This window comes from Comamonas sp. C24C (assembly GCF_053345995.1).
In genome coordinates this window covers 115,016-136,663 of record NZ_JBKFBC010000009.1, presented here as the reverse complement: position 1 = coordinate 136,663, position 21,648 = coordinate 115,016, and the positions used below count along the sequence as shown (strand labels likewise).

Sequence of the window (21,648 nt, the reverse complement as noted above, 5' to 3'; positions counted from 1 at the left end):
CAGGTTTCGGCCTGCGGGGCTTTTTGTTTCTGTGCGGTGTTTGGGCGGGGCGGCCTATGGAGACATAGCCCAGGCCATGGCTGGCTCCCAGATCTTGTGGCCCCCAAGAGTCACAAATACATCAGCTTTCACACGCGATAAAAAGAGCGATACCAATCCACAAAATGCTGCACGCCGGTGGCCATGGGCATGGCTGGCGAGAACCCGACCCAGGCTTGCAGGGCTCTTGTGTCCGCCGACGTGCTGTGCATGTCTCCGGGCTGTATGGGCAGCATTTGCTTGCGAGCGGTAATTTGCAGGGCGCCCTCCAAGGCGGCGATGTAGTCCATCAGCACGGTGGGGGCGCTGTTGCCGATATTGAAGATGCGATAGGGCGCAGTGCTGGTGCCAGGGTTGGGGTTCTGGCTGTCATAGCTGGCGTCGGGCGTGGCGGGCTTGTCCAGCACGCGCATGACGCCTTCGACGATATCGTCGATATAGGTGAAGTCGCGCACCAGCTTGCCTTCGCCATAGACATCGATGCTCTCGCCGGCCAGCATGGCCTTGGTGAACTTGAACAAGGCCATGTCGGGGCGGCCCCAGGGACCATATACCGTGAAGAAGCGCAGACCTGTGGTGGGAATGCCGTACAGGTGCGCATAGCTATGGGCCATCAGCTCATTGGCCTTCTTGGTGGCTGCGTAATAGCTGATGGGGTGGTCCACCGCATCGCTTTCGGCAAACGGCATCTTGGTGTTGCCACCATAGACGCTGGAGCTGCTGGCATAGACCAGATGCTCCACCTGGTGTTTGCGGCAGCCTTGCAGGACATTGCCAAAGCCCAGCAGATTCGAGTCGGTGTAGTCGTCGGGCTGATCGATGGAATAGCGCACCCCGGCTTGTGCGGCCAGGTGCAGAACTTTGCTGGGGGCTACCTCGGCAAACAGGTCGGTCATGCCTTGCCGGTCCGCCAGATTGAGTTCCACAAAGCGGAAGTGGGCGTGTGGGCGCAACTCGGCGAGGCGGGCATGCTTGAGCGCCACGTCGTAGTAGTTGTTGAGGTTGTCGATGCCAACCACGGGCACACCTTGCTCAAGCAGTCGCTTGGCGCAATGCATGCCGATAAAGCCGGCACAGCCGGTGATCAGAACGGGATTCATGGGGCAATCCAGAGATATTGGTATTGCGCAGGTGTTGCGCTGGCAGGCATTTTCTCGAAAGGCATGTTCAGTGTCTGCAGCGCGGTTTTTGCCTGGGTGGTGAAGATGCCGTCCCACCAGCCCGCGACGGGCTTGTCGGCGCGTGTGATCAACAGCAGGCCGCCTGCGGTATCGGCGCCGGCCTGAGACAGGCACTGCCTCAGCTGTGCACCATCGGAGCAGCCCAGGGCGTAGGTTTGCGGGAACTGCGAATGCAGCATGGCAGCCATCATATGGTCCGAGCCGACGATGACGCCCTTGCCCTCATAACCGGCCTTGCGCAGTTCCTGGGCCAGTGTCTTGACCGGATGGTTGAGCTCGTCGGGATCGTTCTTGCGACCGCCCTGCCAGGGGCGCAGCGTGGCCATGATCAGAAAGATCAGGGCAAAGACGATGACGAAGACGGTGAACATGCGGCCCACGCCCTGCTCCAGCAGTGCCGGGCGCCAGACATACAGGGCCAGTGGTGCAATGGCCGTCAGAGGCAGCATCCAGCGCTGCTTGAAGTCCGTGACATCAGCTGCCAGCACCATGCCCAGCAGGCAGACAGCAATGATGAGCAGGTAGTTGCGCAGCAAAGGCCTGGCCCATTCCTGGCTGGGCAAAGACGCGTCGGTGCCGGGCTTCCAGAGTCTGGAGCGATAGCTGAGCACGGCGGCAATCAGCCACAGACCCAGGGTGGAAAGCAGGGCCTTGAGCAGATTGCCCAGACCTTTCAGATGCGAAGCCTCGGTGGAGATGGACATCTTCTGTACGGTCTCGGTGGTTGCCATGCCCCAGTGCGAGGCCAGCCAGAAGGCATGGGGCGCAAACACCAGCAAGCCCACCAGCGGAGCCAGCCACCAGCCCCTGGCGAAGATGGCGCGACGTACCTGTGTCACCGTCATGGAGGCCACGAACAAGGCGCCAATGAGCATGGCATAGCTGTATTTGGACAGCATGCCCAGACCGCAGAAGAGGCCGATCCAGACAAAATTAATGACTTGCGGCTTTTGAACCTGGCGCAGTACCGCCCACCACAAGCCCATGGTCATGGCCGTCACCATCACCGTATGGGTCTGGTCACGCAGCGAGTCCCAGCCGAAAGGCGGCATCAGCAGCAGACCTGCGGCCACCCACCAAGCGCCCTTGCGATCGAGCAACTCCCGGCCCGCCAGCCAGGCCAGGCAATAGGTCAGGGCGATCAGCAGATGTTTGAGCAGGGCCAGTGCCAGCACCGAGGGGCCGAGAACCTGGCAGACCGCCCATTGCATCCAGGTATACAGAGGCGGCTGCGGGCCATAACCCAGATGCAATTGCTGGGCCCAGAGAATCTGTTCGGACTCATCCCATTTCATGCCCGCGGAAATGCTGATGCGGGAAACGATATGGGCACAAACTAAAAGAGCCAGCCATATCCATGGCTTGGCATATAGGGCTTGCTGCCAGTCGGGGCGAATAGAAGTCGAGGAGTTTGATGCCATAGGATTTGGCGAGTGCACATGTTTTGATAGTGCGCACTTACGATTGCGCTTGGCTTTGCAGGCCAAACAATGGGCCTGGCGCAAATGGCACCTGGGGTATTCAGTTAGTATAGGTGACTGTTATCCAAAATCATTGAGCATGACGTCCGTGCACGATTCCAATCCCGAAGTTTCCATCGTTGTTCCTGTTTATAACGAGTTCGATAATCTGCCCGACTTGGTGGCCCGTATTGACGAGGCCATGCGCACCCAGCCGCTGAGCTACGAACTGATTGCGGTGGACGATGGCTCGACGGATGGCAGTGCCAAGCGTCTGCGCGAGCTGGCCGAACAGCATCCCTGGGTGCGTGCCGTCTGTCTGGTACGCAACTACGGGCAGTCCAGCGCCCTGCAGGCCGGTTTTGACCGCGTGCGCGGCCGTTATGTGGTCACGCTGGATGCCGACCTGCAAAACGAACCCGGCGACATTCCGCTGTTGCTGGAGCGTCTGGAAAACGATCCCGATGTGGACATGATCTCGGGCTGGCGCAAGAACCGCCAGGACAAGGCGCTGTCGCGTCGTCTGCCTTCGGTGCTGGCCAACCGCCTGATTTCCAAGTTCACCAATGTGCAGCTGCATGACTACGGCTGCGCACTGAAGGCCTACCGCCGCGAAATCATCGACCGCATTCGCCTGTATGGTGAGATGCACCGCTTCATTCCCTCGCTGGCGCGTGATGCCGGCGCGCGTATCACGGAGATTCCGGTGCGTCACCATGCACGCACGCGCGGTGTCTCCAAGTACGGCATAGATCGCACTTTCCGGGTGATTCTGGATCTGATCTTCATTGTCTTCTTCATGCGTTTTCGCCAGCGCCCGCTGCATGCCTTTGGCGGCATGGGACTGTGGATGGCCACGCCTGGCGTGCTGATTCTGCTGTGGCTGCTGGCGCAGAAGATCATGGGTGAATCGATTGGCGGCCGCCCCCTGTTGATGGCAGGGGTCATGCTGGTGCTGATGGGCATGCAGTTCATCGCGGCAGGTCTGATCGGCGAGCTGCTGACACGTATCTATTACGAGTCGGGCAGCGGTCTTCAGTACTACGCCAAGGATTACGGCTCCGTCGAATACAGGGCCGAAAACAAGGCTGCGAAAACCGAGACCACGCTCCTGTGAGCAAGACGCGTAAGGCGTTTGTCCGGGCCCTGATGGGCATCGCTTTGCTGGCCGCCGTTGTCTACTTCGCCAACCCCGTTCAACTCTGGGGCCGGCTGCAACAGGCCAACCCCTGGTGGCTGCTGGGAGGTTTCGGGATTTCCATCGCCTCCAACGTCGTCTCGGCATGGCGCTGGCGTGCCATGGCGCGGTGGCTGGGGGCCCAGATGCCGGTGGCCTCAAGCATGCGCTGGTACTTTCAGGCCATCGGCCTGAATGTGCTGCTGCCCGGCGCTGTGGTGGGCGGTGATGTCTATCGCGCTATAGCGCTGCAGAAGACCGGGCAGGCCAAGGCGGCCAGCAATCTCTCGGTGATTCTCGATAGGGTCAGCGGCCTGTGGATGCTGTGCGCGATCGGCGGTCTGGGTGCGGTGGCTTGCGCTTCCACCCTGGCTCCCTGGGTGCGCCTGAATACCGCTCTCTTCATCACGCTGCTGCTTGCTGTCACCGTGATCTGGCTGCTGCTGCCCTGGGCCTTGCTGCAGGGTTTGCGCAGCAACTGGTTCAGGCTGCCCGGCGCTTGGCTGGAGCCTGTGCGCATGGCAGCCGACAGCCCCGACTTTCTGTCCCAGCTTTGGCTGCAAGCCGCATCCTCGGCCCTGGTGCAATTGCTGTCCGCCGCAGCGTTGGCCTGTGGCGCCATGGCTCTGGGCCTGCATTTGCCGCCGGCTGCCTGGGGCTTCGTCATCGCCCCCATATTCCTGATGGCGGCACTGCCTGTGAGTGTGGGCGGTTGGGGCACCCGTGAAGCCGCAGCCGTTGCGGCGCTGGCTCCGTTCGGCGTGCCTGCGGTTCTGGCCGTCGGGGTCGGCCTCTTGTATGGTGTCTTTGCCTTGGGCCAGGGGGCTCTGGGAGCCCTGGCCCTGGGCTTGCCGGGCAGGGCTCAGTCCTGAGCCGATGCGGGAGCCCGGGCTTCCAGCCTGCAGATACCGCCCCAGAGCACGGCCAGGCTGAAGATGTAGAACATGTTGCCGCTGTTGTGCGCGAAGAATACCTGGGTCCAGCCAAAGCCGAAATAAGCCAGTGGCAGCAGGGTGGCTGCTGCACGCAGGGCCAGCAGCCTGGGGCGCTGCGCCGCATCGGCACGTGCCAGCCGGCGCGGCGTGGGCCAGAAAATCGCGGCAGGCACGGCATAGAACGCCAGCAGCAGGATCAGGCCTGGCAGCCCGCGCTTGACCCACATGTCCAGGATTTCGTTGTGCGCATGCCCATACTCCATGACCGAGGGATGGGCCAGGCCTTGATCGACCATCTGTTTCTTGGCCGCAGGGTAGCCAGCCAGTCCCCAGCCACTGAAGGGGCGCTGTTCAATCAGATGAATCGCAAGCCGCCATTGCTCCAGGCGCTGGCCGACCGAGGTCACCGCATATTTCTGGGGATCCTGCAGATACTGCGAGACTTCCCGGGCGGCTTCGGCGCTGCGTTGTTCCAGCTTTTGGTAGGCAGGCACTGCCACGATCAGCCCCAGCATGAGCATTGCTGCCGCAGCCATGCTGGCCAGACGCTTGTAGCCATTGAGCCAGGCCATCAGCCAGATGGCCGCGATCAGCAGCGGTATCACCACCCAGGAGCCGCGGGAGTCGGAAAGAAAGGACGCAAAGACACCGCATGCACCCAGCAGGCCCAGGGCAGCGGCCCGGGACTTGCTCCAGCGGCCCAGCACGGCCAGCGACAAGGTGGCAAAACCCAGGTACATGGCGATGCCGCCATACTGGATGGCATTGGTAAAGCCGGATACACGCGGCATCTTGAGCACGCCGGCCTGGTACACGGCAATGGCCAGGGCACCCGCGCAGCCCAGGGCCAGGCCCCAGACAATGGCCGAGAGCCGGACACCCGATTTGCACAGATACCAGAGGCTGAGAGCGGCCAAGGCATATTTCGCGCCGTAGCCCCAGCCTGCCGCCGAGAACCAGCGATCAAAGGACAGGCTCCAGAGCAGTCCCAGCACCAGCATCAGCCCCACCAGCACCAGGGTTTCACGCCGAGCAGGGCCTTTGGGGCGAGCGGCGACGGAACCGGCCAGAGCCAGAAGAGCCAGGGCCGTGGATCCGTAGGAGTAGCCCGAAGGCACGCAAAGGCTCAGTGCAAAGAATGCAAAGCAGGCGGTATCCAGGGCATGAGCAAGGGAAGCCGCCCGCTTGCCGGGCTGGCCGGGTTGAGGCGCGACGGATGTAGGCACATTCATAGTTGTATCGGGTTCTTCTGCGAGGCAATGGGCTTCAACCTACACTGCAGGTCTTGTGTTCGGTGCAGAAGTGTATGTCGTCATTACCCATTGTCTTTATCAATTTGTCCAAGGACGCGGAGCGTCGCGAGCGCATGACTGCGCAGTTCGCGCAAATGGGGCTGGCGGCATCGCGCCTGCCTGCCGTGTGGTGGGCGGATCTGTCGCAGGCCGAGCAAAGACATTACTTCTGTGCCCCTCAAAGCCATGGTCGCTACTTCAAACCCCTGAGCAACGGAGAGAAGGGCTGCTACGCCAGCCATCTGCGGTCATGGCAGCAGCTATTGGATGGCGATGCGCCTGCCATGGTGGTCTTCGAGGACGATGTGCGGCTTCTGCCGGATTTGCCCCAGGCGCTGGCGGCGATCGAAGCCCTGCCCGCCGATGGCAGCTGGGACATGATCAAGCTCTATGGACGCGAGCCGGAAAAGATAGCCAACCAAGGGCCGCTGGTAGAAGGGTCTTTGCAGCTGATCTCCTATCAGCGGGTGCCCAGCTTTGCCGCTGGTTACGTCATCAGCCGCTCCGGTGCCCGCAAGATGCTGGAGGCGCGTGTTCCCTTCGACCGGCCGGTGGATGTGGATATCCGCTTCTGGTTTGAAAACGACCTGCGTGTTTACGGTGTCTATCCCTCGGTCATTGCCCTGGACGACACCAGCGAGGTCAGCAGCATCTGGGCCCAGCAGGCGGCACCGACGAACCGCCTGCAGAAAATACGCAAATTCAAGATGAAGCTGGCATTGAACTGGGGCAATTTCCGGGCCGCAAAACCTCAGGTCTCGGCGGTGCTCAAGCCTTGACCGGCAGCAGCCTTTGATATTGGCCCCACATCTGCTCGCGCCCATAGTGGCTGAGTGCATGAGCACGCGCTGCCGAGCCCAGGCGCTGGGCCAGGTCTGGGTCCTGGAGCAGTCTTTGCAGTGCATCCGCCATGGAGTCGGGGTCTGACTCCTGCACCCGCAGGCCGTTCACCTCGGGAGTTACGACTTCCCGGGCTCCGATGACGTCGGAGACGACGCAGGCACAGCCTGCAGCCATGCCCTCCACCAGGGCCAGAGGCATGCCTTCCCAATGCGTGGCCAGAACAAAGATCTGCGTCCTGGACAGTCGCTGGGGCAGGTCCGAGACATTGCCCAGGAAGCGAACCTGCTGCTCAAGCCCCAGTTCGGCCACCAGCCGCTCGGCTCTGGCCCTGAGCGAACTCTTGCCTGCACCGGCCAGATAGAGTGTGGGCGTCAGGCCGCGTTGCCTGAGAGCGGCCATGGCCCTGATCAGCGTGTCGTGATCCTTCTGGCGCGCAAAGCGTGAAGCCATGTAAATCGCCGGCTCGCGCTCCTGCCAGTGCTGGGGAATGGCATCTTGGGCAAAGCGCGTCAGATCGATGCCGTTGCAGATGGCAATGCATTTTTCGGCCGGGAAACCCCGCTCGACCAGGCTGGTCCTGACGCCTTCGGAGACGCCGATGTGGGCCTGGGTGAACGGCTCCAGCGCCAGGGCCTGGCGCAGACGACGCGGCGTGTATCGCTCGCGCGAGTTGTGCTCCACATGAAAGATATGCGCCACGCCTTCGGCCGCGGCCGCGCGGCGGCCCCAGATATGGTCACTGAAACCATGGGCGAACACCGCATCGGGCTTGAAGCCGCGAATGATCTTGCGCAGCTCCCAGACGGTGAGCGCATGCAGCCAGTTGGACACCACGACGACCTGCAGGCCTTGCTGGCGCAGGGCCTCGATCTTGCGTTCATCCGTGCTGGGCTTGCGGCGCAGCACCAGCAGAACCTCATGGCCGGGCGTGCGCAGCGCGGCCAGGCTCAGGTCCACGGCGACCTGGGTGGCGCCGGAGAAGCCTCCGGTAACAAAGTGAAGAATGCGCATGGCTCGCTATCGTGGCTCGCAAATGAAAAAAGCATCTGGTCGTTCGCTGGAGCGACCAGATGCCTTGGGGCTCGGGGGAATCAATGCCCGCCGGCAAACACCTCGCCGGCCTTGAGGCGGTAGGTCGTGCCGCAATAAGGGCACTTGGCGTCGCCGGTCTTGGCCACATCCAGGTAGACCTTGGGGTGGCTGTTCCACAGCTTCATATCGGCCTTGGGGCTGGGGCAGAACACACCACCCTGGGCATTCAGGTCTTTGGCGGCCAGTTCGACGACGGCGTTCGTGGTCATTTCTCGTGTCTTTCGTGTTTTCAAAAATGAAGCATGGCCGGCAATGCGGGCGCAACTGAAGTCAGAAGCACCGAGCAAGGGCCATCCCTGAGCGACGATGCGCCTCCCAAGGGGGAAGCGGAAAAGCCACTCAGGGGAATTCACACTCTGGTGAGCCAGTGTGCGTATTTGGGGTTGCGGCCGTTGACGATGTCGAAATAGGCCGTCTGGATTTTCTCGGTAATCGGGCCACGGCGGCCTTCGCCGATCTGTATGCGGTCCACTTCACGGATGGGCGTGACTTCTGCGGCGGTGCCGGTGAAGAACAGCTCGTCCGAGATATACAGCTCATCGCGGGTGATGCGCTTTTGCACCACTTCCAGGCCCAGGTCTTTGCAGATGTGCAGCACGGTGTTGCGCGTGATGCCGTTGAGTGCGCCGGCGGACAGGTCGGGGGTGTAGATCACGCCATCCTTGATCACAAAGATGTTCTCGCCCGAGCCTTCGGAGACAAAGCCCGATGCGTCCAGCAGGATGGCCTCGTCGTAGCCGTCGTCCAGAGCCTCGGTATTGGCCAGGATGGAGTTGGTGTAGTTGCTCACCGCCTTGGCCTGGCTCATGGTGATGTTCACATGGTGGCGGGTGAAGCTGGAAATCTTGGTGCGGATGCCGCGCTGCATGCCTTCCTCGCCCAGATAGGCGCCCCAGGCCCAGGCCGCCACCATCAGGTGGATGGTGTTGCCCTTGGGCGAGACACCCAGCTTGCGGTCGCCAATCCAGGTCAGCGGGCGCAGATAGCAGGATTTCAGGCCGTTGGCCCTGACCACCTCGACCTGGGCCTGATTGACCTGCTCCTGGCTGAACGGGATCTGCATGCGCAGGATCTTGGCACTGTTGAACAGGCGCTTGGTGTGCTCTTCAAGGCGGAAGATGGCCGTGCCTTGTTCGGTTTCGTAGGCGCGCACGCCTTCAAAGGCGCCGCAGCCATAGTGCAGTGTGTGGGTCAGCACATGGATCTTGGCATCGCGCCACTCCACCAGCTGGCCATCCATCCAGATCTTTCCGTCGCGGTCGGACATCGAGGGAACAACAGGGCTCATAAAACCATCCTCTATGGGTTGTGTGTTCGGCGGGCGCTGCTGCCGGATAGGCGGCAGCGCTTGTCTCCTGAAGCTGCCATTTTAGGGGGAGGTCGGCTCCGATGTCCGGGCTGTTGCTTCCGTAGTAGTCGGGTTCAGGTCTTCCTTGGGCTCGGGACGCTGCAGCTCCCATTTCATGAGACGGCCGCCGACGAACTCGCAGGTCACATGGGACTGTGTACCGTCGGTCCAGCGGTAGATCTCGGGGCTCTGGCCTTCTTCGGACAGGCGCTGGCCCAGGGAGCGGGTCATGGCCACCACATGGACCAGCGGGACCTTGGGCTTGAGCTTGGCATTGAGCATCACGGCGCTGCCCACATAGCCGATAGGCCGGTCCGACGCCTTCTTCATGATGGTCATCAGGCGCGTGAAGTGCAGCAGCCCCCACATGAGGATGCCGCCTGCCACGGCCGCCACGCCAGGCCAGCCCGCAGAGTTGTAGGCTGCGATCATCAGCACGATCAAGCCCAGGGGAACCAAAATATTGCGCAAATTCATGGGCTTATTGTCTTACGAGGGTATGGGTTTGAGGTTGCGGACAGTGCGTATGCCCACACAGGCTGCTGTGACCAAGGGGTTTTCAAAAACAGTAGCTGAATACGTATTTCAATCAACGATTTCAACTAATTTATTAGCTGAAATTGAGGGCTGAAAGGCGCAAGCAGCTATCAAAATACATCAGCCAATGCCACGCACGATGTTGATGGCCTCATCCACGCGCTCCACGGCATGAATGGTCAGGCCGGCGATGGGCTTCTTGGGGGCATTGGCCTTGGGAACCACGGCGATAGTGAATCCCAACTTTGCCGCCTCCTTGAGTCGCTCCTGACCGCGCGGTGCAGGGCGCACCTCGCCGGCCAGACCGACCTCGCCAAACGCGATAAAGCCCTTGGGCAGCGACTTGCCGCGTAGGCTGGAAGTGATTGCCAACATCACCGCCAGATCCGCTGCCGGCTCGTTGATGCGCACGCCGCCCACGGCATTGACGAAGACATCCTGGTCGGCGCAGGCCACGCCTGCATGGCGGTTGAGCACGGCCAGCAGCATGGCCAGCCGGTCGCGGTCCAGGCCGACCGAGAGGCGACGCGCAGCCGGGCCGCCCTGGTCCACCAGGGCCTGGATTTCCACCAGCATGGGGCGCGTGCCCTCCAGCGTCACCAGCACGCAGCTGCCGGGCACGGGCTCGCTGTGCTGGCTCAGAAAGATGGCGCTGGGGTTGGTCACGCCCTTGAGGCCTTTTTCCGTCATCGCGAAGACGCCGATCTCGTTGACGGCACCAAAGCGGTTCTTGATGGCGCGCACCAGGCGGAAGTTGCTGTGCGTGTCACCTTCGAAGTAGAGCACCGTGTCCACCATGTGCTCGAGCACGCGCGGGCCGGCCAGCGCGCCGTCCTTGGTTACATGGCCGACCAGAATGATGGTGATGCCTGTGGTCTTGGCCGCACGCGTGAGATGGGCCGCGCATTCGCGCACCTGGGCCACGGAGCCCGGAGCCGAGGAAAGCTGGTCCGAATACACGGTCTGTATCGAGTCGATGACTACCACGGCGGGCTGGGTGGCCTCCACGGTGGCCAGGATTTTCTCGAGCTGGATCTCGGCCAGCACATTGACCTGGCTGTTGTCCAGCCCGAGCCGGCGCGAGCGCAGCGCCACCTGGGCGCCGCTTTCCTCGCCCGTCACATAGAGCGTGGGCAGGCCGATACGGTGCAATGCATCCATGGCTTGCAAAAGAAGTGTGGACTTACCTATGCCGGGGTCGCCGCCGATCAGCACCACGCCGCCTTCGACCACGCCGCCGCCCAGCACCCGGTCCAGCTCCTCGATGCCGCTGGGGGTGCGCGCCACATCCTGGGCCTCGATGGCCGACAGCGGGGTGACGGGCTGGGCATTGGCCAGGCCTGCATAGCCCTGGGGCTGGCTCAGGCGGTTCTTACCGCCCGAGGCGGAGTCGGCCACGGTCTCGACCAGGCTGTTCCAGGCGCCGCAGCCCGGGCATTTGCCCAGCCAGCGCGGGCTGGTGCCGCCACAGGCGTTGCAGGTGAAAGTGGTTTTCTCTTTGGCCATGGGCGGCAACTATACCGACTGGCCCGGGCCGCAAATGCTGCCGCCCATGCGGAGCGGGCGACAAATTTCAGAGCCAGTAACCATGAAAAGCGCGCGTTTATATAACTGCTCCGCATGACAGGCCGATTTAGGCTACAATTGCGCCTATCGACACAGCAGCTGCTGTTGAGAAACAAATTACCGCGCGATGGAGCAGTCTGGTAGCTCGTTGGGCTCATAACCCAAAGGTCGGAGGTTCAAATCCTTCTCGCGCAACCAACAAAAAGCCTTCTGGAAACAGAAGGCTTTTTTCGTTGTGCTCGCACTAAAACAGGCACATCCCAAGAAAGAGATGCCGAGCAAGTGCCGCCTCGCGGCCGGGTTGCCCCGGCGAAGGCATCGCCCCCTCCGTTGGCACGAAGCCTGTGGAGAGGGGGCGCCCGGCCAGGGGAGGCGCAAAGCGCCTCAGGGTCTGCTTATGGATACAGGCCGCGCGCTTCGCGGGCGTGGAGAATGCGCTTGCAGGCCACGATGAAGGTGGCGGTGCGCAGCGTCACCTTGTGCTCCTGAGCCACGGCCCAGACGCCGGCAAAGGCTTCCTGCATGATGCGCACGAGGCGGGCGTTGATCTCGTCCTCGGTCCAGAAGAAGCTGGAGAAGTCCTGCACCCACTCGAAATAGCTCACGGTCACGCCGCCGGCATTGGCAATCACGTCGGGCAGAACCAGCACGCCTTTTTCGTTGAGGATGTCGTCGGCCTCGGGGGTGGTGGGGCCGTTGGCGCCTTCGATCACCAGCTTGGCCTTGATCTGGCCTGCGTTGTCCTTGGTGATCTGGCCTTCCAGTGCCGCGGGGATCAGGATGTCGCAATCCACGCCCCAGAAGTCGGCTGCATCCATGGCCTCGGCGCCGGCAAAGCCGCCCACGCCGCCGGTGTTGCCCACATGCTCCAGCAAGGCCGCCACATCCAGGCCGTTGGCGTTGCGGATGGTGCCCGTATGGTCCTGCACCGCCACGACCTTGGCGCCGGCGTCGGCAAACAGCTTGCCTGCCGTGCCGCCCACATTGCCGAAGCCCTGCACGGCCACGCGTGCGCCCTGCACATTCAGGCCGGTCAGCTTGGCAGCTTCCACACCCACGGTGAACACGCCGCGGCCTGTGGCCTCGACGCGACCCAGCGAACCGCCCAGGTCCACGGGCTTGCCCGTGACCACGCCGGTGGCCGTGGCGCCCGTGTTCATGGAGTAGGTGTCCATCATCCAGGCCATGACCTGGCCGTTGGTGTTCACGTCAGGTGCCGGAATGTCCTTGGTGGGGCCGATCAGCAGACCGATTTCGCTGGTGTAGCGGCGGGTCAGGCGCTCCAGTTCGGCCTTGGACAGCTGGCGCGGATCGACGCGGATGCCGCCCTTGGCGCCGCCGTAGGGCACGTTCACGGCTGCATTCTTGATGCTCATCCAAGCCGACAGGGCCATCACTTCGGACAGCGTCACATCCTGGTGGAAACGCACGCCGCCCTTGCCGGGGCCGCGGCTCAGGTTGTGCTGCACGCGGTAGCCCTCGAAGTGGGCGATGCGGCCATCGTCCATCTCGATGGGCACATCGACGACCAGGATGCGCTTGGGGCGCTTGAGCGTTTCCACCCAGCGGGCCAGCGAGCCCAGATAGGGGGTGACACGGTCGACCTGTTGCAGATAAATGCCCCAGGGACCGAGATGATCGGGGTTGAGGTAGGAAGGCAGAGCATGCGCTGTGGACAGCGCTGAAGAGTCTTTGGCTTGCATGATGTAGGCCTGGTTGACTGAGTGGAGCAAGGTCGTTGTAAGCCCTTGCTGTCCGGGATTCACAGTGTGCGCGCGCCGAATTTTCCTGTCCAAGGCTTCTTGTTTGAGATGCTATGCGTTTTGTGCATAACCATCGGAAAGCCGCTCTGGATGCGGTCCGGGTGCCGGATGAGTGGCGGGGCGACAGGAAATTTGCCATCATTGCCGCCATGTCTGAAAACCAAGATTGCCAAAGCGGCTGGTGCGGCCCTGCACCGTTTGCGAATACCCCGCCCATAGGCCTGGCGCCCGAGCTGCAGACGCAGGACGAGGTGCTGCCTGACTGGAAGGCACTGTGGCCCGATTTGCCTGAAGACAGCTATGCCACGGCCGATGCGCTGTGGTGGTCGCGCAAGCTGGGCACGGCCCAGGCCCGGGGCGCCGACGTGGCAGTGCTGATGCGCGAGGCCGCCGATGCGCGTGCCGTGCAGAGCGCGCTGGCGCGCAGCTGGAACTGGTGGCCCGCCGATCGCGCGCCGCGCTACTGGAAGTCCGGCGGCCCGGGGCGCAATGCCGCGCTGCTGCATGTGCCGCTGCCCGAGGACGGCATTCGTCAGGGCTTGAATCCGGTGCCTGCGCCGGCCACTGTCTTCAATCTGCGCAATGCCGAGGCCGAGATCGCCTTGCGCATAGGCCGGGAGGTGAGCGCAGAGCAGGCCGCAGCCCTCGATTACGACAGTGCGCTGGCATTGGTGGACGCCGTCTGCGTGGCCGTGGAATGGGTGGATGTGCGCTGGCGCGACGGCACCAAGGCCCCGGCCCTGGCCTTGCTGGCGGACGGCCAGTGCCATGGCGGACTGGCGCTGGGCGAGTGGCAGAGCGCTTCCGTCATCGCCGGGCGCGACTGGGCGCAGCAGCTGTGCACGGTGACCGTGAATGGCGGCTCGCCGCAGCGCTTCACCGGAACGCACAGCCTGGGCGATCCGGCCTGGCTGCTGGTGGACTGGCTGCAGCATGTGGCGCGCGAATACGGCAGCGTGCCTGCCGGCACCGTGGTGACGACAGGAACCTGGTGCGGCTGCATGCCGCTTCAGGCCGGCGATCGCTTCGAGATGGAGTTCGACGGCCTGGGCGCACTGGGCTGGCAGTTCTGATCCATCCTGGCGGCATAAAAAAGGAGCTTCTACCGCTTGTTGATGAATGATTTCAGATACTTTTTATTCTGAAAGTCATTGATCACAAGCGATATAAGCTCTTTTTATGAGAGCGAAGCGCAGTGCCGATGTCTGCTGGCTGCGGGCGCTGTCCGTATCACCGGACCTGGATGTGATCCAGCCCCGGTGCGCCGGGCGGGTATTTCAGTTCCAGATTGCCCAGCACCTCGCGCAGCACCGTGGCCACCATCAGATTGCGGTGGGTCTTGGAGTCGGCGGGCACAATCGTCCAGGGCGCCCATGGCGTGTGCGTGGCAGCCAGCAGCCGGCCGTAGGCCTGCTGGTAGTCGTCCCACTGGGCGCGCACCTTGAGGTCGTTCTCGTCGAACTTCCAGTGCTTGCAGGGGTCGTCCAGCCGCTGCTGCAGCCGCTCGCGCTGTTCGTCCTTGCTGATGTGCAGCATGAACTTGACGATCACCGTGCCGGTCTCGCTGAGCATGCGTTCGAAGTCGTTGATCTGCGCATAGCGCTGGGTCTGCTGCTCGGGCGTGAGCCAGCCGTTGACCACGGGCACCAGCACATCCTCGTACTGGCTGCGGTTGAAGAGCACGATCTCGCCCGCCCCCGGCGTCTGCTGGTGGATGCGCCACAGGTAGTCGTGGGACTTCTCCACCTCGGTGGGCGCCTTCCAGCCCACGGAGCGCACGCCCAGCGGCGACATGCGACCGAAGACAGCGCGCAGCGTGCCGTCCTTGCCGGCCGCGTCCATGCCCTGCAGTATGACCAGCAGCTTGAAGCGCCGGTCGGCATAGAACAGGTTCTGCAGTGCGTCCAGCTCCTCGGCCAGGGCTTCGACGCCGGCCTTGTCCTGGGACTTGCTGCCGCCCGAGAAGGGCTTGGCGCCGGGATCGAACCCGGCCAGCTCGCAGCGCCCGGCCTTGACGGCAGCGGCGCCCGGTTGCAGGGCCTTCCAGCGTTCGCGCAGCGCGGCATCGCTGCTGGTGAAGATCGATTGCGGCATGGGCGGCGGCCCTCAATGGTGTGACGAAGCGTCCAGCCTAGCGCATGGCCGGCGGCTGCTCAAGCGGCGGCCGACCCGCACGGGCGTGGCGCATTCAGTCCATGTGGATGCCGCGCTCGTTGATCAGTCGTGTCCAGCGCTGGCTTTCTGTTTGCAGGTGACGCGCCGCTTCCTCGGGCGTGGAGCCGACGACCTCGGCGCCTATGGCCTGGAAGCGCTCGATCACGTCGGGCTGCTTCATGGCGGCCACAAAGGTCTGGTTGAGCTTCTTCACGATGGCCGGCGGCGTGCCGGCGGGCATGAAGGCGGCGAACCAGGGCGAGACTTCATAGCCCTTGATGCCGGCTTCCTCCATGGTGGGTACGTCGGGCATGCTGGTCGAGCGCTTGGCCGTGGTCACGGCCAGCGCGCGCAGCTTGCCCGACTGGATGTGGGGACGCGCCGAGGTGATGGAGTCGAACATGTAGTTGACCTGGCCGCCCAGCAGGTCGGAGACGGCGGGGCCCGATCCCTTGTAGGGGATGTGCAGCATGTCCACGCCCGCCAGCGAGGTGAAGACTTCGCCGGCCAGGTGGATGGAGGTGCCGTTGCCGGCCGAGGCATAGGTCAGCTTGCCCGGCGCGGCCTTGGCCGCGGCCACCACGTCGGCCACGCTCTTGATCTGGGGCTGGGTGGAGTTGGTGACCAGGATGTTGGGCACCACGGCCAGCACGCCCACGGGCGCGAAGTCCTTGATCGGGTCATAGCTGAGCTTGCGGTACAGCGGCTTGTTGGTGGCCATGCCGATGGAGGTGATCATCAGCGTGTAGCCGTCGGCCGGGGACTTGGCCACGAAGTCGGCGCCGATGTTGCCGCCCGCGCCGGGGCGGTTCTCGATGACGAAGGGCTGGCCCAGCGTGCGCGCGGCCTTCTCACCCAGGGTGCGGGCGATGGCATCCATGGCGCCGCCCGGCGGGAAGGGCACGATCCAGCGAATGGGTTTGCTGGGCCAGTTGGCCTCGGGCGTCTGGGCATGGGCGGCGGAGGCCAGGGCGCTCAGGCCGAGGACGGCGGGCAGGGCGGCGAGGGTGCAGAGAAGGCGGCGTTGCATGGTGGATGTCTCCTGAAGATGAATGTTGTAGTTGGTGCGGTGTCAGCGGACTGAAGGGGCAGGCGCAGACACGGGGGCGGATGAAGCTGCGGCAGCGAGGTCGATGTGCGTGGGTTGCAGGCCCTGGCGCGCGCGGTCGAAGCGGTCGAGCTGGGCCGGATCCACTTCCACGCCCAGGCCGGGGCCGTCGGGCAACTGCAGGGCGAAGTCGGCAATCGGCATGCGCTCGGTCACGATGTCGTCCACCAGCAGCTGGGGGCCGAACAGTTCGCAGTTGTGGTGGCGCCCGCCCAGCGTGGCGAACACATGGGCCGAGGCGGCCGAGCCTATCGAGGTTTCGAGCATGGTGCCGCCGTACCAGCCGATGTCGGCGGCCTGGGCGATGGCGGCGACCTGGCGCGTGCGCAGCAGACCGCCGTGCTTGGCGACCTTGAGCGAGAACACGTGGCAGGCCTGCTCGCGCGCCAGGCGCATGGCGTCGTGCGGCGTGCACACGCTCTCATCGGCCATGACAAGGGCAGTGGACGGCAGCGTGGCCGTGAGCTCGCGCAGCGCGGACACGTTCCACTGGGCCACGGGCTGCTCGATGAGGCTGACGCCGGCCTCGATCATGGGCGGCAGAAAACGCCGCGCCGTGGCACCGTCCCAGGCCTGGTTCACGTCCACGGTCAGCGTGGCGCGGCCCTGCAGGCCGCGCGCGATCTGGCTCACGTGGGCCAGATCGGCCTCGGGCGCTCGGGCACCGATCTTGAGCTTGAAGATGCGGTGGCGGCCCTGGTCCAGGCGCAGCTGGGCCTCGGCCAGGTCGCGTTCCACATCGCCGCTGGCCAGCGTCCAGGCCAGGGGCAGGCTGTCGTGCTGCTTGCCGCCCAGCAGCTGCCACACGGGAACCTGCAGGCTGCGTGCCACGGCGTCGAGCAAGGCCATTTCCACGGCGCTCTTGGCAAAGGCATTGCCGCGGCAGGCTAGGTCCATGCGGGCCAGACAAGCCTCGATGCGCGCGCCGTCCTGGCCCGCGAGGGCCGGGGCCAGATGGTTGGTGATGGCGTGGTAGATGCTCTCGGGCGACTCCTCGTTCCACGACGGGCCGCCGATGGTGGCGGCCTCGCCGAAGCCCGTGGCGCCGTTGCGCAGCCACAGCTGGACGATGACCGGGCTTTGGCGGTTGATGGCGCCGAACGACAGCTTGTGCGGGCGTATGGTGGGAATGTCCAGGATGCGCGCGGTAATGCGTTCGATGGGGAAGCTGGTGGTCATGGGCAAGAGGCCGTGAGGGCGGAAGGCGTTGGGGCGGGCAGCTGCATGGCTGCGATGGTCGCCAGCGTAAATCCATGAATGCTGTTGATCTACTGAATTATTTTTGAGGTATTGTTCGATGACATCGATGTATCTACCCGGAAGCCGCCCATGGAACTGCGCCAGCTGCGCTACTTTGTCGACATTGCCAAGACCGAGCACCTGACGACCTCGGCGCGCAATCTGTTCGTGACCCAGTCCACGCTGTCGCACGGCCTGCGTCAGCTGGAGGAGGAGCTGGGCATGGTGCTGTTCGAGCGCATAGGCCGCGGGCTCAAGCTCTCGCAGGCCGGCGTGGTGTTCCGCAACTATGCCGAGCGCGCACTGCACGAGATCGAGGCCGGGCGCATGGCGCTGGCCGATCTCAGCGAGCTGCAGACCGGCGCCCTTACCCTGGGCGTGATCCCCACCTTTCTCAACACCCTGGTCGCGCCGGCCGTGGCGGCCTTCACGCGCGCCTATCCCAAGGTCAACGTGGTGGTGCGCGAGCTGCTGGCGCCGCCCGTGGAGGCCGGCCTGCTCGACGGCAGCCTGGACCTGGGCGTGAGCTTTCATCCGCCGCAGCGCACCGAACTCGAGGCCTTGCCGCTGTTCGACGAACGCATGATGCTGCTGGTCAATCCCTCGCATGCGCTGGCCGGGCGGCGCACGCTGGCGGTCAAGTCGCTGGTCGACGTGCCGCTGGCGCTGCTGCCGCGCAGCTTCTACACGCGCAGTCTGATCGACAACGGCCTGCGCGACGCGGGCGTCACGCCCAGCCTGCGTGTGGAAATGGGCTCGGTGGAATCGCTGATCGCGCTGTGCCGCTGGGGCGACATGGCCACCATCGTGCCCGAGCGCGCGGCCCAGCAGGCCAGCGATATGGTGGCCATACACCTGGTGGGCCCGCAGCTGGTGCGTACGGCCGGACTGCTGTGGCGTCGCGGCAGCCATTACAGCGCTGCGGCGCGCGAGTTCGCGGCGCTGCTGGCGCCCGCGGCGCGCGCCAGCCTGGGGCGAGAAGCCTAGTGCCGCGCGCCGGGCTCAGCGGCCCGTGGGCTGCCTGCCCATGAGTTCCACAAAGCGCCGCGTGGCCAGGCCCTGGGGGCGCTCCTTGGACCAGACCCAGTCCACAAACAAGGTCGTGCCGTTGCTGAGGTTGAGCACGGGAATCTCCATCAGCGCGCCGCTGCCGATATGCGATTCCACCAGTCCCTTGGGCAGCCAGCCCCAGGCCAGGCCTGCGCCGATCAGCGATAGCGCTGCCTGGTGACTGTCCGTGCGCCAGAGCTGGCGTGCAAACACAAAGCGCGGATCGGTCTGCTGCGGGTCGCGGCTGGCCACCAGCACCTGGCGCGTGGCGGCCAGCTGCTCCACCGTGAGCTGCGGCGGTGCGGAGCGGCCCGGTCCATGCTCGGCCAGCGCCTGCTTCCAGGGCTCGAATTGCGGCGACATCACGGCCACCAGCGTCTCGCGGCCCATTTCCTGGAAACCCTCGCGCCCATCCATGGCGGGCCGCTCGAACACCAGGGCCAGATGGGCGCGGCCCGCATGCAAGAGCTCCAGCGCATCGACCTGAGGCGCCGCGAGCACCTCGATGGGCAGGGCCGGAAACTCTTGCACCAGCTGGTGCAGCGGCTCGCTCCAGTGCGTGGCCAGCAGCTCGGGGGCGATGGCCAGCGTCAGCCGCTCTTCCAGCCCTGCGTGCAGGCTCTGGGCCTGCCAGTTCAGCAGCTGCAGCTGCTCGGCCAGCAGGCGCGCCTGGGGCTCGAGTGCGCGGGCCGCGGCGCTGGGCACGGGCTCGCGTCCGCTGCGGTCGAACAGCTGCAGGTCCAGCTCTGCCTCCAGCTGGGCAATGGCCATGCTGACGGCCGACGGCACACGCCCCAGCTTGCGTGCAGCTGCTGAAAAGGAGCCGGCATCGAGCACGGCGAGAAAAAGCGGGACCTGGTCGGCGCTAAAGGGCATGGTGTCGATCTGTCAGAAAAATTGATAGGAACTGACTTTTATCTTCAATTTCCAGAACATACACTGCGGCCCATGTCTCAACAAGCCTCAGCGATGGCATCCGCTTCCTCCTCTGCCGCGTCTCTCAAAAATACCGCTGCCTTTGCAGCCCCCATCAAAGCCACGGGCCTCCAGGGCCCCAAGCGTCGCATCCTCTACGTGGGCTTGTACGAAACCATCGCCATCATCGTCTCCAGCCTGATCTTCATGGCCATCGGTCAGAAGGCCAGCGATTCCGGCGTCATGGCCGTGGCCGCCTCGGTGATCGCGATCTGCTGGAATCTGAGCTTCAACTACCTGTTCGAGAAATGGGAAGCGCGCCAGAGCGTCAAGGGCCGTTCCCTGATGCGCCGTGTGGTGCATGCCATCGGTTTCGAAGGCGGCATCGCCGCCATGCTGATCCCCTTGATGGCCTGGTGGTTCGGCATCTCGCTGTGGGAAGCCGCCGTCATGGAAGCTGGCCTGCTGGTGTTCTTCATGGTCTACACCTTTGCCTTCAACTGGGCGTTCGACCGCCTCTTCGGCCTGCCGGCTTCGGCCCAGGCTGTGGCGGCCTGATCCCGGCCTGACCTGCCTGTCACGCTTGCCCGGCAAGCGTGGGCAGCCATGAAAAAAGCGTGTTCCTGTTTACCGGGAACACGCTTTCTTTTTTGGGCCTGATGCAGCGGTCAGCGAAGAATGCTGAGCATGGCCTGCAGCACAAAGGCGTTGATGATGTCGATGAAGAAGGCACCGACCAGGGGCACGATCAGAAAGGCCTTGTGCGAAGGTCCGTACTGGTTGGTGATGGCCTGCATATTGGCCACGGCCGTGGGCGTGGCGCCCATGCCGAAGCCGCAGTGGCCGGCGGCCAGCACGGCGGCATCGTAGTTGCGGCCCATGATGCGGAAGGTCACGAAGGCCGCGTACAGCGTCATGACGATGGCCTGCGCGGCCAGAATGACCATCAGCGGGCCGGCCAGGTCGGTCAGCTCCCACAGCTTGAGCGACAGCAGCGCGATGGCCAGATAGATGGACAGCGCGGCATTGCCGAACACGTCGATGGCGCGGTCAAAGACCTTGAAGCCGAACATATAGTCCAGCACGTTGCGGATGACCACGCCGCCGCCCAGCGCCCAGACAAAGGTAGGCAGCTGGATGACTGTTCCCATGGTCAGGCCGGTCATGAATTCGGCAAAGGCCAGGCAGCCCGCGAAGAGGGCCAGCGTCTCCACCGCCGCATCGGCCGTGATCAGGCGCGGAGCCTTGTTGGGCGACTCGAAGTTGGCGACCGCGCTGCCTTCGCTCACGGTGGGCGCATCGGCGCGCAGCTGCTCGGACTCGGTCAGCGGCTGGGCCAGCTGATGGCGCGTGATCAGCCGCTTGGCCAGCGGGCCGCCCACCAGGCCGCCGATGATCAGGCCGAAAGTGGCGCAGGCAATGCCCAGGGTGGTGGCTCCCGTGAGGCCGTATTGGTTTTCCAGCACCGAGCCCCAGGCTCCGGCCGTACCGTGACCGCCCACCAGCGTGATGGAGCCCGCGACCAGGCCGATCAGCGGATCGAGTCCCAGCAAGGAAGCCAGACTCACGCCCACGATGTTCTGCATCATGATGAAGACGGCAATCACACCCAGGAAGAGGAACAGCGCAGAGCCACCCTCGCGCAGCTTGGCGAAGTTCGCGCTCAGGCCGATGGAGGAGAAGAACACCAGCATGAACGCCGACTGCAGGCTGCCTTCGAAGCTCAGCGCCAGTCCCGTGGTCTGATGCAGCATGAAGATGATGGCCGCCACGACCAGGCCGCCGGACACCGGCTCGGGAATATTGAAGTCTCGCAGAAAGCGGATATGTCTGGTCATGAGCTTGCCGAGCATGAGCACAAGCACGGCCATGATGAGGGTGTAGTACGCGCCGAAGGTCACGTTCATGAGGATCTCCAGGGGGTTCCATGCGACGGCCGGATTGCCTGT

General features: G+C 64.0%; 20 protein-coding genes and 1 tRNA gene. 7 read left to right on the top strand and 14 right to left on the bottom strand.

What is annotated here, in order from left to right; translation table 11 throughout:
- Positions 1-128: 128 nt before the first annotated feature.
- Both ACLBXN_RS17095 and ACLBXN_RS17090 read right to left on the bottom strand, forming a co-directional pair.
- Positions 129-1,139 carry an NAD-dependent epimerase gene (locus ACLBXN_RS17095; RefSeq protein WP_447612933.1) on the bottom strand — a complete coding sequence of 337 codons (1,011 nt, stop codon included), beginning with the start codon at positions 1,137-1,139 and terminating at the stop codon, positions 129-131.
- Positions 1,136-2,515, bottom strand: a complete 1,380-nt coding sequence (locus tag ACLBXN_RS17090) for an ArnT family glycosyltransferase (RefSeq protein WP_447612932.1) — start codon at positions 2,513-2,515, stop codon at positions 1,136-1,138. Before ACLBXN_RS17090 ends, ACLBXN_RS17095 begins: the two co-directional genes overlap by 4 nt.
- 265 nt (positions 2,516-2,780) lie before the next feature.
- Here ACLBXN_RS17090 and ACLBXN_RS17085 point away from each other — a divergent pair, with 265 nt between their 5' ends.
- Both ACLBXN_RS17085 and ACLBXN_RS17080 read left to right on the top strand, forming a co-directional pair.
- The gene (locus ACLBXN_RS17085; protein ID WP_447612931.1) at positions 2,781-3,797 is read left to right on the top strand and encodes a glycosyltransferase family 2 protein; all 1,017 of its coding nucleotides are present in this window, start codon (positions 2,781-2,783) and stop codon (positions 3,795-3,797) included.
- A 32-nt stretch (positions 3,798-3,829) separates the two neighbouring features.
- Positions 3,830-4,729, top strand: coding sequence for a lysylphosphatidylglycerol synthase transmembrane domain-containing protein (locus ACLBXN_RS17080; RefSeq protein WP_447612985.1), 900 nt, complete (start codon positions 3,830-3,832; stop codon positions 4,727-4,729).
- On the opposite strand, the gene ACLBXN_RS17075 is transcribed toward ACLBXN_RS17080, so the two are convergent.
- Entirely contained in the window at positions 4,720-6,024 is a 1,305-nt protein-coding gene (locus ACLBXN_RS17075) for an O-antigen ligase family protein (protein WP_447612929.1), read from the bottom strand. The two genes, ACLBXN_RS17080 and ACLBXN_RS17075, sit on opposite strands and share 10 nt — an antisense overlap.
- 74 nt (positions 6,025-6,098) lie before the next feature.
- Between ACLBXN_RS17075 and ACLBXN_RS17070 the strand changes: the two genes are divergently transcribed.
- Complete coding sequence (locus ACLBXN_RS17070) at positions 6,099-6,863, top strand: glycosyltransferase family 25 protein (protein WP_447612928.1); 765 nt, start codon at positions 6,099-6,101, stop codon at positions 6,861-6,863.
- Here the strand turns inward: ACLBXN_RS17070 and ACLBXN_RS17065 are convergent.
- The 5 genes from ACLBXN_RS17065 to radA form a co-directional block, all read right to left on the bottom strand.
- Positions 6,853-7,938 carry a glycosyltransferase gene (locus tag ACLBXN_RS17065; RefSeq protein ID WP_447612927.1) on the bottom strand — a complete coding sequence of 362 codons (1,086 nt, stop codon included), beginning with the start codon at positions 7,936-7,938 and terminating at the stop codon, positions 6,853-6,855. The genes ACLBXN_RS17070 and ACLBXN_RS17065 overlap by 11 nt on opposite strands.
- Before the next feature lie 80 nt (positions 7,939-8,018).
- Positions 8,019-8,228 carry a zinc-finger domain-containing protein gene (locus ACLBXN_RS17060; protein WP_003059801.1) on the bottom strand — a complete coding sequence of 70 codons (210 nt, stop codon included), beginning with the start codon at positions 8,226-8,228 and terminating at the stop codon, positions 8,019-8,021.
- A gap of 140 nt (positions 8,229-8,368) precedes the next feature.
- On the bottom strand, positions 8,369-9,307 hold the full coding sequence (locus tag ACLBXN_RS17055; RefSeq protein WP_003059799.1) for a branched-chain amino acid transaminase: 939 nt from the start codon (positions 9,305-9,307) through the stop codon (positions 8,369-8,371).
- An 81-nt stretch (positions 9,308-9,388) separates the two neighbouring features.
- Positions 9,389-9,844: a glycerate kinase gene (locus ACLBXN_RS17050; RefSeq protein ID WP_447612926.1), complete on the bottom strand. Its 456-nt coding sequence runs from the start codon at positions 9,842-9,844 to the stop codon at positions 9,389-9,391.
- A 180-nt stretch (positions 9,845-10,024) separates the two neighbouring features.
- Positions 10,025-11,410 carry a DNA repair protein RadA gene (gene radA / locus ACLBXN_RS17045; protein ID WP_003059793.1) on the bottom strand — a complete coding sequence of 462 codons (1,386 nt, stop codon included), beginning with the start codon at positions 11,408-11,410 and terminating at the stop codon, positions 10,025-10,027.
- Between the two features lie 181 nt (positions 11,411-11,591).
- Here radA and ACLBXN_RS17040 point away from each other — a divergent pair.
- Positions 11,592-11,668 (top strand) — tRNA-Met (locus ACLBXN_RS17040).
- Between the two features lie 197 nt (positions 11,669-11,865).
- On the opposite strand, the gene ACLBXN_RS17035 is transcribed toward ACLBXN_RS17040, so the two are convergent.
- The gene (locus ACLBXN_RS17035) at positions 11,866-13,173 is read right to left on the bottom strand and encodes a Glu/Leu/Phe/Val family dehydrogenase (protein ID WP_043003323.1); all 1,308 of its coding nucleotides are present in this window, start codon (positions 13,171-13,173) and stop codon (positions 11,866-11,868) included.
- A gap of 209 nt (positions 13,174-13,382) precedes the next feature.
- On the opposite strand from ACLBXN_RS17035, the gene ACLBXN_RS17030 reads away from it, so the two are divergent.
- On the top strand, positions 13,383-14,306 hold the full coding sequence (locus tag ACLBXN_RS17030) for a fumarylacetoacetate hydrolase family protein (protein ID WP_447612925.1): 924 nt from the start codon (positions 13,383-13,385) through the stop codon (positions 14,304-14,306).
- Between the two features lie 157 nt (positions 14,307-14,463).
- Here the strand turns inward: ACLBXN_RS17030 and ACLBXN_RS17025 are convergent, their stop codons facing one another.
- From ACLBXN_RS17025 to ACLBXN_RS17015, 3 genes are all read right to left on the bottom strand, one after another.
- Positions 14,464-15,327, bottom strand: coding sequence for a PPK2 family polyphosphate kinase (locus ACLBXN_RS17025; RefSeq protein ID WP_447612924.1), 864 nt, complete (start codon positions 15,325-15,327; stop codon positions 14,464-14,466).
- A gap of 94 nt (positions 15,328-15,421) precedes the next feature.
- Positions 15,422-16,417, bottom strand: coding sequence for a tripartite tricarboxylate transporter substrate binding protein (locus ACLBXN_RS17020; RefSeq protein ID WP_447612923.1), 996 nt, complete (start codon positions 16,415-16,417; stop codon positions 15,422-15,424).
- A gap of 42 nt (positions 16,418-16,459) precedes the next feature.
- On the bottom strand, positions 16,460-17,674 hold the full coding sequence (locus tag ACLBXN_RS17015; protein WP_447612922.1) for a muconate cycloisomerase family protein: 1,215 nt from the start codon (positions 17,672-17,674) through the stop codon (positions 16,460-16,462).
- Positions 17,675-17,824: 150 nt separating this feature from the next.
- Here ACLBXN_RS17015 and ACLBXN_RS17010 point away from each other — a divergent pair, with 150 nt between their 5' ends.
- On the top strand, positions 17,825-18,721 hold the full coding sequence (locus ACLBXN_RS17010; protein ID WP_407714767.1) for a LysR substrate-binding domain-containing protein: 897 nt from the start codon (positions 17,825-17,827) through the stop codon (positions 18,719-18,721).
- Positions 18,722-18,736: 15 nt separating this feature from the next.
- On the opposite strand, the gene ACLBXN_RS17005 is transcribed toward ACLBXN_RS17010, so the two are convergent.
- Positions 18,737-19,660, bottom strand: coding sequence for a LysR family transcriptional regulator (locus ACLBXN_RS17005; protein WP_447612921.1), 924 nt, complete (start codon positions 19,658-19,660; stop codon positions 18,737-18,739).
- Between the two features lie 93 nt (positions 19,661-19,753).
- On the opposite strand from ACLBXN_RS17005, the gene ACLBXN_RS17000 reads away from it, so the two are divergent.
- On the top strand, positions 19,754-20,257 hold the full coding sequence (locus ACLBXN_RS17000) for a PACE efflux transporter (RefSeq protein WP_080757766.1): 504 nt from the start codon (positions 19,754-19,756) through the stop codon (positions 20,255-20,257).
- A 110-nt stretch (positions 20,258-20,367) separates the two neighbouring features.
- Here ACLBXN_RS17000 and gltS read toward each other — a convergent pair whose 3' ends face one another.
- Positions 20,368-21,606: a sodium/glutamate symporter gene (gene gltS, locus ACLBXN_RS16995; RefSeq protein WP_447612920.1), complete on the bottom strand. Its 1,239-nt coding sequence runs from the start codon at positions 21,604-21,606 to the stop codon at positions 20,368-20,370.
- Between the last annotated feature and the right edge of the window lie 42 nt (positions 21,607-21,648).